10 protein-coding genes and 4 tRNA genes are annotated in these 13,274 nt (G+C 63.2%); 9 read left to right on the forward strand and 5 right to left on the reverse strand.

The features are described 5' to 3' along the window. Positions 1–56: 56 nt before the first annotated feature. The 5 genes from Q5Z10_RS04405 to Q5Z10_RS04430 form a co-directional block, all read right to left on the reverse strand. Positions 57–479, reverse strand: a complete 423-nt coding sequence (locus tag Q5Z10_RS04405; RefSeq protein ID WP_303638089.1) for a hypothetical protein — start codon at positions 477–479, stop codon at positions 57–59. Positions 480–714: 235 nt separating this feature from the next. Beyond that, positions 715–2,160: a DNA cytosine methyltransferase gene (locus Q5Z10_RS04415; RefSeq protein ID WP_303638091.1), complete on the reverse strand. Its 1,446-nt coding sequence runs from the start codon at positions 2,158–2,160 to the stop codon at positions 715–717. After that, entirely contained in the window at positions 2,153–2,305 is a 153-nt protein-coding gene (locus tag Q5Z10_RS04420) for a hypothetical protein (protein WP_303638092.1), read from the reverse strand. The genes Q5Z10_RS04415 and Q5Z10_RS04420 overlap by 8 nt, the downstream gene beginning before the upstream one ends. A 955-nt stretch (positions 2,306–3,260) precedes the next feature. Then, positions 3,261–3,782, reverse strand: a complete 522-nt coding sequence (locus Q5Z10_RS04425; protein WP_303638093.1) for a hypothetical protein — start codon at positions 3,780–3,782, stop codon at positions 3,261–3,263. 12 nt (positions 3,783–3,794) lie between these two features. Beyond that, positions 3,795–4,745 (reverse strand): hypothetical protein, encoded by a 951-nt coding sequence (locus Q5Z10_RS04430; RefSeq protein ID WP_303638094.1) that lies wholly within the window; start codon positions 4,743–4,745, stop codon positions 3,795–3,797. A 1,037-nt stretch (positions 4,746–5,782) separates the two neighbouring features. On the opposite strand from Q5Z10_RS04430, the gene Q5Z10_RS04435 reads away from it, so the two are divergent. The 9 genes from Q5Z10_RS04435 (at position 5,783) to hbs (ending at position 13,268) form a co-directional block, all read left to right on the forward strand. Continuing rightward, positions 5,783–5,859, forward strand: a tRNA-His gene (locus tag Q5Z10_RS04435). 79 nt (positions 5,860–5,938) lie between these two features. After that, positions 5,939–6,014: transfer RNA gene (locus Q5Z10_RS04440), tRNA-Lys, on the forward strand. A 197-nt stretch (positions 6,015–6,211) separates the two neighbouring features. Continuing rightward, positions 6,212–6,287 (forward strand) — tRNA-Lys (locus Q5Z10_RS04445). A 206-nt stretch (positions 6,288–6,493) separates the two neighbouring features. Beyond that, positions 6,494–6,578 (forward strand) — tRNA-Leu (locus Q5Z10_RS04450). 191 nt (positions 6,579–6,769) lie between these two features. After that, on the forward strand, positions 6,770–8,065 hold the full coding sequence (gene tig / locus Q5Z10_RS04455) for a trigger factor (protein WP_303638095.1): 1,296 nt from the start codon (positions 6,770–6,772) through the stop codon (positions 8,063–8,065). 76 nt (positions 8,066–8,141) lie between these two features. Then, positions 8,142–8,768 (forward strand): ATP-dependent Clp endopeptidase proteolytic subunit ClpP, encoded by a 627-nt coding sequence (gene clpP, locus Q5Z10_RS04460; protein WP_303638096.1) that lies wholly within the window; start codon positions 8,142–8,144, stop codon positions 8,766–8,768. 126 nt (positions 8,769–8,894) lie between these two features. Continuing rightward, a complete protein-coding gene (clpX, locus tag Q5Z10_RS04465) occupies positions 8,895–10,184 on the forward strand; it encodes an ATP-dependent Clp protease ATP-binding subunit ClpX (RefSeq protein ID WP_303638097.1) in 1,290 nt (429 codons plus the stop codon). 142 nt (positions 10,185–10,326) lie between these two features. Next, the gene (gene lon, locus Q5Z10_RS04470; RefSeq protein WP_303638098.1) at positions 10,327–12,777 is read left to right on the forward strand and encodes an endopeptidase La; all 2,451 of its coding nucleotides are present in this window, start codon (positions 10,327–10,329) and stop codon (positions 12,775–12,777) included. A gap of 218 nt (positions 12,778–12,995) precedes the next feature. Then, on the forward strand, positions 12,996–13,268 hold the full coding sequence (gene hbs, locus Q5Z10_RS04475) for a non-specific DNA-binding protein Hbs (RefSeq protein WP_004146343.1): 273 nt from the start codon (positions 12,996–12,998) through the stop codon (positions 13,266–13,268). Positions 13,269–13,274 lie beyond the last annotated feature (6 nt).

The following is a 13,274-nucleotide window of genomic DNA, read 5'->3' on the forward strand; positions in this document are numbered from 1 at the left end:
GCCTTGGTCGGGTAGCCAGGAATGGCTGAATCGCCTGGCTTTGTGCCTGGTCGGCCTTAGGCAATGATGTCGATCAGCCGGCGGATGAACCCAGGAGATAGGCGGTCCACGACGGCGTCGCCGAGCTTGCTCCCGTTCTTCAGCGGGAACACCTTGATTGCTTTCGCGTAGTCGCGATAGTGTTGCTGCGTGGTCGCACCGAGTTGGGAGAATGCAAAGCTCTTGGCATGCTGATCGATGACGTAGGAGACGGCTCCCCTTTGCGCCCCGCCACCGCGAGCTTCTGCGATCGCGTGTAGGTCCGACAGACGCGCAGCCGGGCCGGCCACGGTCTTGCACTTCGTTCCATGTTCCTCCGGATGCGCGTCGCGCACATAGCACCGCCCACGGCCGGTCCCGTCCCAGTACAGGCCTTGGGGCACCTTGCCGTAGTCGATGTGCTTGGGGAGGTTCGAAGGAACCTTGCGAGCGCGTGCCATGTTCTCGGCTGTTTCCGCTAGAGCAAGTCGGTCGAATAGGTGTCGCCATTGCTGGCGGGCGCTGTGAGGCCAAGAGCCTCGTTCAATGCCGTCGTGGTGGTCCAAATTCCACCGCAGGCGTCGTACTGAAATCGGATGTGGCGATCGCGCGCCCAACGCTCGACCGTTGCCAGTCGTGGGCGCTTCCCGGGCTGACAGAGTTCCTGCAGGCCACGGAATTGGAGGATTTCCCCGATCACCGATAGCCCCCTTGCAACCGCCTTTGGTACATTTGCGCGGCGGAATCTCCGCCGTCAAAAGTGGGTGGCAAGGAATGATGTGCGAAGAGTGTGATCAGATCCGGGTGTCCCCAAATCGTGACTGGCCTTGGCAGCAATTCCACCCGCGCGATGTGGAGCGTCGCCCAATTGGAAGACGCATTACTCCTTTGATCTGCTACACGTGCAATTCTCTCTGGAAGAGAGTTGAAGACACGGGGGCAGGCACGGTGTTCTGGCAGCTCGAGCAGGAAGGAGCTGACTGATTGCTTTGAAGCGGTGGTGAGCAGCTGGTCAGCCATGGGTGGGGTCCACTCGCTTGAACTCGATGACCCACACCCACGGGTTTGCGTCCCACGCGGGCTCGCCGTAGACCTGTACCCACAGCTGATGGAAAGCCCATTCGGGGTGGTCGCACGGGCCGGGCAACCAACTGCCGTTCGCGGTCTGCGAGAGGCCTTCTGCCTTCGCGTCGGTCTCACTGATCGCCTGCAGCCGCTCCACGCGCACGGCGGTGATTTCCAGCACCAGGCGGCAGGCGCGGTGCGGCATGCAGATGGCTGGCTTCCATGGCCCCTGCTGGAACTGCATCGGCCGTTTGCTGGGGTGCCCCGTAAGGTCGTGGATGATCGTGGTGCGCCTGTTCCAGTTGGTGCTGGAATCGGCCTCGTAGGCGTATCCGTAGGCCACGCAATGGGCATGCCGTCGCGGCGGGCGATCAGCACCAGGCGCACCCGGTCGGTTTCGGTTGCATGGTGGCTGGCGTCGAGACGCCGCCATTCGACCTCATATCCCTTGGCGCGCAGTGCAGCTACGAACTGGCGCCAAGTGCGTCCACTGTGCCGCTTGTCCGGCACCAGCTGCTGGTTCTCGACCGGCACGCGCTCGCCGCGCGCTGCAACGGTGCCGTCCATCTTGATGACGCGGCCGGTGTCCTTGCAGCGCTTCGCAACCAGCGGGCCCCAGGTCAGGATCTGCCAGACGTTCTCCATGGAGATGATGCGTGGCGTGGTGTTGGTGCCGTGCAGGCGATCAGCGCGCAGCAGCTGGCCAACCCACTTCAGCACCACCCACGACAGGGCGCGGGTCTTCCTGCTGCGCGGCTGGCCGCCCTTGGCCTGGCTGAAGTGCGTGCAGTCCGGCGAGGCATGGAACCAGCCGATGGGGCGGCCGGCCACGTCCACGCGCGGGTCGGCGTGCCAGATATCCTCGCGGTGGTGCTGGGTCAGCGGGTGGTTGGCGGCGTGCATGCCGATGACCAGCTCATCGTGGTTGTAGGCCAGGGCGGGATCGATGCCCAGGGCCTGCTTGAGGCTCTCGCTGGCGCCGCCGCCGCCGGCGAACAGGTCCACAACGATCTCGCCGGGGCGCAGGCGGGAGCGCTGCGGCATGGGGAAGTTGAAAGCGCGGGAGCCGTCAGCCATTGGTGGTGTCCTTCTTGCGTGCATCGGCCACGGCAGCCTTCATGTCGCGGCGGACGGTTTCAGCCAGGTGGGCGAGGTCGTGCGCGCGCTGGAACGCATCGGACAACGCGGCGCAGGCGTCCACGAACATGCGTTCGTAGTTCAATCCCGCCTGACCACCCCGGGGAGGGCTGGGCGGAGAGGGTGGCGAAGGCCTCACGACAGGCATTCCAGCCACGGTTGAACATGCGCGCGTCGTGTTGCACGCCTGCTGGCTCATCGCCGCGCAGCGGTTCGTCCACGCGGAACGGAGGAATCCCGTCCGCCAGCGCGGTGGGGGTCTTGTCGATTGTCGCGACTGCCCTTGCGGCGTTTGGTCTGAAGGACCTCTCCCTCCACATGGTGATCGGTCAGCGTTCGAACTTCGATCCCGCGCAGGCGCGCTTGATAGGTCAACTTCATCGCCGTCCATATATAGACTGGGAGCGCTCCTTTCTCGCGCGCGCCACGCTCGCTGCAGCGACATGCGTAGTCCTAACCCTGCGGAAAACGTCGCGCTCAGGCATGCGGTGGTCACGCCTCTCCTTGACCTTCTTGATGCCGACGGGGGGGGGGGGCATGGTCATGCTCGCGTGCCCAGCCGAAGACGCGGCGCAGGTAGCGCAGCCAGTGGTTTGCCTTCGTGGGGTAACCGGGAATGGGCTGTTGCCGGGCTTCTGACCTGGCCGGCGCTGTGTGATTACGTCGATCAGGCGACGGATGAACCTCGGCGTCAACCTGTCCGCCGTGGCCTCGCCGAGATCTGGGTCACCATAAGGAAGGGGCCACCGTTCAGCCTGGCGCACACCCTGCGCCACTCGCCCACATAGCCCCCCAGCGAGCATTAGGGCTGCCGGCGGAGGACGTTGCCGACGCCGAGGACCAAGGCGAGCCGCTGGCCGTCCTGTAGAGTAATGCCAACGCCCTTGCGAAGGCGCCGGATGCCGATCAGCTTATGTGGAAGGCCAGCGGCCTGCCGTGCCACATCGTGAGCGTTGACCAGGTCTTGGTCGATGCTGAATGAATGACTGAAGCTGGATAGAAGGGCGGCCTACCAAGGCCGCCTACGGCTTCCGTCGACGTTAAATTTCTTGCCGGCCTTTAGGTAGTTTCGGAAGCGGGGTGCCGGGGCGGACTGTTACGACGCCCTTTCTTCCATCACTGCCACCGTAGCTGCCGGCGGCAATGTCGGCGCCGCCGCCCCTGCCAACTCCCTGGCCTCTGCCACCGCCGCTTCCTGATCCAAGGCCGTCGCCGCCATCGCTTGGTGGTTTCTGAGTTCCTGGCAGGGGTTGGACGCAATTACTTCCGGCGAGGCAGGTAACAGCGGCTTCCTCGGCCGACCCGTCACCCCACGTCACCTTGATCCTGCTGCCGACAGGTAAAGACGCAAGTCCGTGCGTGATTCGGTACATTCCCGCCAAGCCGACAAGGCCGCCGACTCGGAGTTCAGCCATCTTGTAGACGGACATCTCCTGCGCTGGCGCAACTTGGTTGTAGGGGAAGGCGCTCGCATTGATCGATACAGTTGCAGCAACGGCAGCGAATGTGACGAAAGCCAGCGCAGTGATGCTCCACTTCATCCTTCTAGTAACTCGATCCATGAATACTTCCTTTTAATATGGCTTCTTTCCAACGGCCCTCTGTACTTCTTCTATCGCTCTATCCAGCGATTCTTGCTGCCCATCAGCAACCGCGCCGTTCCTGATGGCATCTTCAAAATTTCCCAAGCCGCATATGCCTGTGTTGATGCAGAGCGAATCCAACCGATAGGATGCGGGGCCACAATCTGCGCCCATTCGACACGCCACTACGCCCCAAGCGTAGTTGGCATAGGGCCCTGTTGTGGCACGCTTCAACTCTGCGAAATCGCTGGACTCTGGAGCGAGCGCAAGAAGATCGCCGAGGGAAAAAATGGCTTCCGGATCGCCCGAATTGATCACGTCGCGCGCCAGGGATAGATAGTCATCTGCCCCCAGCGTTACAAAGTTCTTGGATGCCACCGCAACCTTGGAGTACGTGTCACCTTGGTTCGCGGCACGCTCGAACCAGCTGGTGTATGCGTCTTGCGGTATCACTTGACCACCATCTACTGCAGAGCAGGTCGCTGAGAAGCGATGCTTGATTCCCGTATAGGTGCTTTGCGGGACGCCACGAGCGGCTGCATACGCATCCAAGGTCGCATACATGTTTTCTGGGGACAGACTGAATACCGAACATTGTTGGTACAGCTTTGCCAGTTCCCGTTGCGCCACCATGTCGCCTGCTTCTGCCCGTGAGCGCAGTATGCTGAAATGTACTGTGGCGGATTGAGGATCGGCGGCGCTCCATAGCGGGGAACCAAGTGCATTGGGCGTGCTTTCGCGCGCGACCGGTGCGGTCCGAAGGTGCTCGGGCTTGCTCAGCTGTGCAACTGGGTTGGTGGGAACTGGGTCATTTCGAAGTGTGGTGATTCCATACCAGATCGCTCCTGTCGCGAGTACGGTTACAGAGAGCCAAGCAATAAATCTTCTTCGAGACATCGCCTTCACCGTTCGTGCCTGAATGCTGAGGGTCCTATCGCGCATCGAGGGTCACCGAAAAACAAGCAAGGGTGAAAGGGGGCCGTGACTGCGACAACTCGACGATGCCGAGGGCTGCTTTGAGCTTCAGTGCTCACCATGGATTTCCATGCGCTTTGTCCTTGATGGTGAAGTTTGCTGCGGGCTGAGTTCTTTCCCTGGCGCCTCCATGGGTGTGTGAGGCGCGTAGGCGGAGAGTGGTCCGATCGACAGTCCCTGCGAAGTGTTCCTGGGTCGAAGTTCCAACCCCAGGTTCACAGCTGTCACATGCACTCTCTGTTCATGAATCTTTCATGTGCTGATCTTCCCAGCGCCGTAAGGAGAGGTCGATCGGTGGTTGCCTCGCAGATCAGTAGGAAAAACTCCGCTGGCGCCACCTTCTTCCGGATGGAGAGCCAAGCGCAGGTCAACCCTTCGAGTGCAGGCGCGTGAGCAGCGCCGCGCCGACACCAGGTCGAGCGATCCGGTCAGGTGGCGGTCGTGTTTGCAGTATCCGCAACGGTCGGTCGCATCGTCCCGGCCAAGCTTGCCTCACCCGGCTACCAAAGCTCCGGTGCCGATTGTCTATCCGGACCTGCCGCTGCGCACGGCCGCGGCGCGGCTGAGGGATGGCTCGCCTTCCGAGCCGCTATCCAGCCTGCCGCCCAACCGTGAGCAATTGCAGCAAGCTCGGCGCTACGCTGACGCAGCCGCTCCGAGCGAGGCAACATCAAAGTGGCCTGGAGCCGTGCAGAACCTTGGTGGCGATCAAGCCCAAGGCGAAGGTCCAGCCCCGGAAATGGCTTCAATGCAAGCCTTTGATTTGCATTCAGAGTCAGGCAAACTTCCGGGCCGGCGGCCTCAGGTTCGATTCCTGTCGGGCGCGCCATTGGCGCGGCACTCCAGCAGGTCACGGGGTGATGTGAAGAAGTGCTTGCAAAAGCATGAAGACTCCACCAGAATGTCGGACTCGCTTCGGCGGATCGGAACTTCGGTGACAGTCCCCGGGCAACGCATCAGGCTTCAACGCTGGCGGCATCGGCGGTGACGCAGAAGTTTCAGTGGTGGCTGTAGCTCAGTTGGTTAGAGTACCGGATTGTGATTCCGGTGGTCGGGGGTTCGAATCCCCTCAGCCACCCCACTGGTTCAACCGCATCGGCATTGCCGAAACGGTATTGCAATAAACAGAAAGCACGTTACAATGTGCGTCTGAGTTTCAAGGGCTGTTAGCTCAGTTGGTAGAGCAGTTGACTCTTAATCAATAGGTCCAAGGTTCGAATCCTTGACAGCCCACCAAGACAGAAGCCATCGGGTCCGCCCGGTGGCTTTTTTCTTGCTGTTTTCAGCGATTCCGCCGCTCCGGCTGCGTCCCTGCGTGGGCCGCCTGCGCGGAGCGCGCCGCCCAGGCAGGCGTCGGCAGGCGATGCGGATCCGTCTGAAAAAAGTACTTGCACCGGCCGCGCGGATCAGGTCATAATTCGCCCCCCGATTTCGGGCTGTTAGCTCAGTTGGTAGAGCAGTTGACTCTTAATCAATAGGTCCAAGGTTCGAATCCTTGACAGCCCACCAGACGAAAGCCACTTGGTCCGCCAAGTGGCTTTTTTCTTGTCCGCAGGTGCGCGGCACGGCGCATGAAGGTGCGCTGCCGCAGTCGCTGGCGCGGCGCCGGAACGGGGCGGGCGATGCAGCGTTGCGGGCCGGGGCACGTATTCAGCTTTGTTCGCAGCTTCCGCTTTGGGCCCCCGCCTGCAACAATGAACGCCTGTGCCGGCCACGCGAAAGTGGCGGAATTGGTAGACGCCCTGGATTTAGGTTCCAGTGCCGCAAGGCGTGGGGGTTCGAGTCCCCCCTTTCGCACCAGGCCGGCCCGTCCCCCGCCCGATCGGGCTTCCGCGTCAATCCCCGCGCCCGGCCATGCTGGCGGCGCCGCCCGAATTGGGCGAAACTAAAGGGCTGCGGCAAGCAGGCGCGTCCCAGACGTCGTGTCCTTACAACCGTTTCATCCCATCATCGAGCCGGGGGCCAGTGCGCCGTCGGTGGCAGGAGTCAACATGCAAGCTTCGATCGAATCCACCGGCAACCTGGAACGCCGCCTGAGCTTCTCGCTGCCGGAAGAGCGTCTGCAGAGCCACATCAACGGCCGCCTGGGCGAAATCGCCCGTACCACCCGCATCAAGGGTTTCCGTCCTGGCAAGGTGCCGGCCAAGGTGATCGAGCAGCGCTTCGGCGCGCAGGTCCGTGGCGAAGCGCTGGACGGCCTGCTGCGCGAAACCTTCGACGCCGCCGTGCGTGAGCACGACCTGCGCATCGTTGGCAGCCCGCGCATCGACAAGGGCGACGAGGGCGAGTTCTCCTTCGTGGCCACCGTCGAAGTGGTGCCGGACTTCGGCGACATCGACGTCAGCAAGCTGACCGTGGTGCGCCACACCGCCGAGATCACCGACGCCGACATCGACCAGATGATCGAGAACCTGCAGACCCAGCGTCGTACCTGGGCCGCGGTCAGCCGCGGCGCGCAGGATGGCGACCTGGTCGCGCTGGAAACCTGGTCGCAGGCCGGTGAAGAGCGCCTGCCGGCCGAAGGCACCGAGAAGGGCAGCATCGTGCTCGGCCAGGGCATGATGTTCGAGACCATCGAGCAGGGCCTGGCCGGCCTGGCCAAGGGTGAAGAGAAGACCCTGGACGTCGAGTTCCCGGCGGACTGGCGCGTGCCGGCGCTGGCCGGCAAGACCGTGCAGGTCACCGTCAAGGTCACCGAGGTGTCCGAGCCGGTCGTGCCGGCGGTCGACGAAGCCTTCATCAAGAGCTTCGGCGTGAAGGGCGGCGACATCGAACAGTTCCGCAGCGACATCCGCGCCAACCTGGAGCGCGAGCTGAAGGGCGCACTGATGAACCGCCTGCGTCGTGAAGTCGGCGAGCAGCTGATCGCCGCCTATTCGTCGGTGGAAATGCCGCCGCGCCTGGTCGAGAACGAAGCCCGCGCCATGCTGGCCCAGCAGGTCGAGCAGGCCCGCCGCAACGGCCAGAACGTCGGCGAAATCCCGGCCGATGCCCACGAAGGCTTCAAGGACGCCGCCGCCAAGCGCGTGCTGGTCGGCCTGGTGGTCGGCGAAGTGGCCCGCAGCAACGATCTGCGCCTGGAGCCCAAGCGCCTGAATGAAACGATGCGTCTGATCGCCTCGACCTACGAAGAGCCGGAACAGGTCATTGAGATGTACCGCAACGACCCCCAGCTGATGTCTGGTCTGCAGAACCGCGTGATGGAAGAGCAGGTGATCGACTGGATCGCCGAGCGCGCCCAGCACACCGAAGAAAAGCTGTCGTTCCAGGACGCGATCCGCCAGTAATCCCGGGCGGATCCCCGGATGCCCCGCGCCACCCCTGGCGCGGGGTTGTTTCCCCCCAAGATAGGTGCCTCACGAAATGGACAACCGAACCAAAGCCCTGAACATGGTTCCCATGGTGGTCGAGCAGACCAGCCGCGGCGAGCGTGCCTACGACATCTATTCGCGCCTGTTGAAGGAGCGCCTGATCTTCCTGGTGGGCCCGATCGACGATCACATGGCCAACGTGGTGGTGGCGCAGCTGCTGTTCCTGGAAGCGGAAAACCCGGAAAAGGACATCAGCATCTACATCAACTCGCCGGGTGGCGTGGTCACCGCCGGCATGGCGATCTACGACACCATGCAGTACATCAAGCCGGACGTGAGCACCATCTGCGTCGGCCAGGCCGCCTCGATGGGCGCGCTGCTGCTGGCATCCGGTGCGGCCGGCAAGCGCTATGCGCTGCCGAATTCGCGCGTGATGATCCACCAGCCGCTGGGCGGCTTCCAGGGCCAGGCCACCGATATCGACATCCACGCCCGTGAGATCCTGACCCTGCGTTCGCGCCTGAACGAGGTGCTGGCCAAGCACACCGGCCAGTCGCTGGAGACCATCGCGCGTGACACCGAGCGCGACAACTTCAAGAGCGCTGCCGATGCGGTTGCCTACGGCCTGGTCGACCAGGTCCTGGAGCGCCGTCCGGAAGAGTCGATCCAGGCCGGCTGACCGGCGTCCACGGGGCCCTGGCAGGCCCCGTTCCTGCAGGGTCGGGCGGACTGGTGTCCCTCCGGCCCTGTGCTATTCTCGAATCGAACCCCCGTTCAGCGGGTGGGGTAACTGGGTAAGCGAAGCATGAGCGAAGACCGCCAAGGTCGTTCCACGGACACCGGCAAGATCCTCTACTGCTCTTTCTGCGGCAAGAGCCAGCATGAAGTGCGCAAGCTGATTGCGGGTCCGAGCGTGTTCATCTGCGATGAATGCGTGGAGCTGTGCAACGACATCATCCGTGAGGAACTTGAGGAAAAGGCGCAGTCGGCGCGCAGTTCGCTGCCCAAGCCGCGCGAGATCCTCGAGGTCCTCGACCAGTACGTGATCGGCCAGAACCGCGCCAAGCGCACCCTGGCCGTGGCCGTGTACAACCACTACAAGCGCATCGAGAGCCGCCAGAAGAACGACGAAGTCGAACTGGCGAAGTCGAACATCCTGCTGGTCGGTCCGACCGGTTCGGGCAAGACCCTGCTGGCCGAAACCCTGGCCCGCCTGCTCAACGTGCCGTTCACCATGGCCGACGCCACCACGCTGACCGAAGCCGGTTACGTGGGCGAGGACGTGGAGAACATCATCCAGAAGCTGCTGCAGAAGTGCGACTACGACGTCGAGAAGGCGCAGCAGGGCATCGTCTACATCGACGAAATCGACAAGATCTCGCGCAAGAGCGAGAACCCGTCGATCACCCGCGATGTGTCCGGCGAAGGCGTGCAGCAGGCCCTGCTGAAGCTCATCGAAGGCACCGTGGCCAGCGTTCCGCCGCAGGGGGGCCGCAAGCACCCGCAGCAGGAATTCCTGCAGGTGGACACCAAGAACATCCTGTTCATCTGTGGCGGCGCGTTTGCCGGCCTGGACAAGGTGATCCAGCAGCGTTCCAACGACGCCGGCGGCATCGGGTTCGGTGCCAAGGTCAAGAGCAGCGAGCGCAAGCAGGAAGTGGGCAAGGTGCTGGCGGAAGTCGAGCCGGAAGACCTGATCAAGTTCGGCCTGATCCCTGAGTTCGTCGGCCGCCTGCCGGTGGTGGCGACCCTGGAGGAACTGGACGAGCCGGCCCTGATCAGGATCCTGACCGAACCGAAGAACGCCATCACCAAGCAGTTCCGGAAGCTGTTCGAGATGGAGAACGTCGAGCTGGAGTTCCGTCCGGACGCGTTGTCGGCCATCGCCAGGAAGGCGCTCAAGCGCAAGACCGGCGCCCGTGGCCTGCGTACCATCGTCGAATCGGTCCTGCTGGACACCATGTACGACCTGCCTTCGCAGGAGAACGTCAGCAAGGTGGTGGTGGATGAATCGGTGATCGAGCACAAGTCCGAGCCGTACCTGATCTACCAGACCCCGCCGGCCCCTGAACAGAAGGCCGCTGGCGCCGAGTGATTCTTTCAAGTTGTTGAATGGAAAGAATTTTCTCGGAACGTCTTGCATCTGAAAGCCGATGGCCCCATAACGGGGCCATCGGCTTTTTTTGTCTCCGGAAGATGCCCTCCCGGAGACGGTTTTCCCCTTCCCTGGAGCCCCCATGGCCCGTTCCCCAAGTGAGACCCTCGACCTGCCGGTCCTGCCGCTGCGCGACGTAGTGGTATTCCCGCACATGGTCATCCCGCTGTTCGTCGGCCGCGACAAGTCCATGCACGCGCTGGAACAGGCGATGGACGCTGACAAGCGCATCCTGCTGCTGGCGCAGAAGTCGGCCGAGACCGATGACCCGCAGGCCGCCGATCTCTACCAGGTCGGCACCCTGGCGCAGGTGCTGCAGCTGCTGAAACTGCCCGACGGCACCATCAAGGTGCTGGTCGAAGGCCTGTCGCGCGTGCAGGTCACCAGCGTCAGCGAACGCGATGGCGCGCTGCACGGCCAGGCGGTGGAGATCGATGCGGCCGATGCGCGTGAACCGCGCGAGATCGAGGCGATCGCCCGTTCGCTGATGTCGCTGTTCGAACAGTACGTCAAGACCAACCGCAAGCTGCCGCCGGAGCTGCTGCAGACCCTGTCCGGCATCGATGAGCCGGCACGCCTGGCCGACACCATCGCCGCGCACATCAGCGTGCGCCTGTCCGACAAGCAGCGCCTGCTGGAAACGCTGGCCGTGGGCGAGCGCCTGGAGATGCTGGTCGGGCTGGTCGATGGCGAGATCGATGTACAGCAGATGGAAAAGCGCATCCGCGGCCGCGTGAAGTCGCAGATGGAGAAGAGCCAGCGCGAGTACTACCTCAACGAGCAGATGAAGGCCATCCAGAAAGAGCTGGGTGACCTGGACGATGCGCCGGGCGAGCTGGAGGAACTGGCGCGCAAGATCGCCGAGGCCGGCATGCCCAAGCCGGTGGAAGCCAAGGCACGCAACGAACTCAACAAGCTCAAGCAGATGTCGCCGATGTCGGCCGAAGCGGCCGTGGTGCGCAACTACCTGGAGTGGCTGCTGGGCGTGCCGTGGAAGAAGCGCAGCAAGGTGCGCAAGGACCTCAAGGCCGCACAGGACACCCTCGACGCCGACCATTACGGCCTGGAGAAGGTCAAGGAACGCATCCTCGAGTACCTGGCAGTGCAGTCGCGGGTGAAGCAGATGAAGGGGCCGATCCTGTGCCTGGTGGGTCCGCCGGGCGTGGGCAAGACCTCGCTCGGCCAGTCCATCGCCAAGGCCACCAACCGCAAGTTCGTGCGCATGTCGCTCGGCGGCGTGCGCGACGAAGCCGAGATCCGTGGCCACCGCCGGACCTATGTCGGTTCGATGCCGGGCCGCATCGTGCAGAACCTCAACAAGGTCGGCAGCAAGAACCCGCTGTTCGTGCTGGATGAGATCGACAAGATGTCGATGGACTTCCGCGGCGATCCGTCGTCGGCATTGCTGGAAGTGCTCGATCCGGAACAGAACAACGCGTTCAACGACCACTACCTGGAAGTGGATCTGGACCTGTCCGAAGTGATGTTCGTGGCGACCTCGAACTCGCTCAACATTCCCGGCCCGCTGCTGGACCGCATGGAAGTGATCCGCATCCCGGGCTACACCGAGGATGAGAAGCTCAACATCGCCAGCCGTTACCTCTCGCCCAAGCAGATCAAGGCCAATGGCCTGCAGCCGGAAGAGCTGGAGATCGGCAGCGATGCGATCCAGGACATCGTGCGCTACTACACGCGCGAGTCCGGCGTGCGCAACCTGGAACGCGAGATCGCCAAGATCTGCCGCAAGGTGGTGAAGGAGATCGCGCTGGCCGGCCCGCAGCCGGCAGCAAAGGCGAAGAAGGGCGCGAAGAAGAAGGCGCTGGTGAGCGTGACCAGCAAGAACCTGGACAAGTACCTGGGCGTGCGTCGCTTCGATTTCGGCCGTGCCGAGGAAGAGAACGAGATCGGCCTGGTCACCGGCCTGGCCTGGACCGAGGTCGGTGGCGATCTGCTGCAGATCGAATCGACGCTGGTGCCGGGCAAGGGCCAGCTGATCCTGACCGGCCAGCTCGGCAACGTCATGAAGGAATCGGCGTCGGCAGCGCTGTCGGTGGTGCGTTCGCGCGCGGTCGGTTTCGGAATCGATCCGGAGTTCCTGCAGAAGCACGATGTGCACCTGCATGTGCCCGACGGTGCGACCCCGAAGGACGGCCCCAGCGCCGGTGCGGCGATGGTGACCTCTCTGGTGTCGATGCTGACCAAGGTGGCGGTGCGCGCGGATGTGGCGATGACCGGCGAGATCACCCTGCGTGGCCGGGTGACCGCGATCGGCGGGCTGAAGGAGAAGCTGCTGGCCGCATTGCGCGGCGGCATCCGCACGGTGATCATCCCGGAAGAGAACCGCAAGGATCTGGCCGACATTCCCGCCAATGTCACCCGTGACCTGGAGATCGTGCCGGTGAAGTACATCGAGCAGGTGCTCGATCTGGCCCTGGAACGTCCGCTGGCCCCGAAGAAGGCCCGCAAGACTGCGCAGCGTGTCACGGTGCGGAGCAAGGCCAAACCGAGTGGAAACGCGCGCGTCAAGCACTGACGGGCGCAGTCGAAATGCTTGAAACCCGCGTCGTTGCTGGCTTTCCAGCTTGCGTGGGGGTAGGGCCGCTGGTATAAAAGCAGCACTCGCGAATGAGTGATCGCAGTCAGCGCTCACTGAATTCGGCGAACCGTTTCCACATGGCAACCGCATGCAGACGTCGTGCGGTTGCTTCCCTGTCGAATACGCGGAAACCACCGCCAAAGGAGTTGTAGAGAATGAACAAGACCGAATTGATCGACGCCGTTGCTGAAGCCGCCGACCTGACCAAGGCCGAGTCCAGCCGCGCTGTCGACGCCGTCGTTGCTGCCGTCACCAAGGCGCTGAAGGACGGCGATGCGGTCACCCTGGTTGGCTTCGGTACCTTCCAGGTGCGCGACCGTGCGGCCCGCACCGGCCGCAACCCGAAGACCGGCGACACCATCAAGATCGCTGCTTCGAAGAATCCGTCCTTCAAGGCTGGCAAGGCGCTGAAGGATGCTGTAAACTAAGCGGCT

The sequence above is a fragment of the Stenotrophomonas sp. 704A1 genome, from assembly GCF_030549525.1.
In the GTDB taxonomy this organism is placed as follows: Bacteria; Pseudomonadota; Gammaproteobacteria; order Xanthomonadales; family Xanthomonadaceae; genus Stenotrophomonas; species Stenotrophomonas tuberculopleuritidis.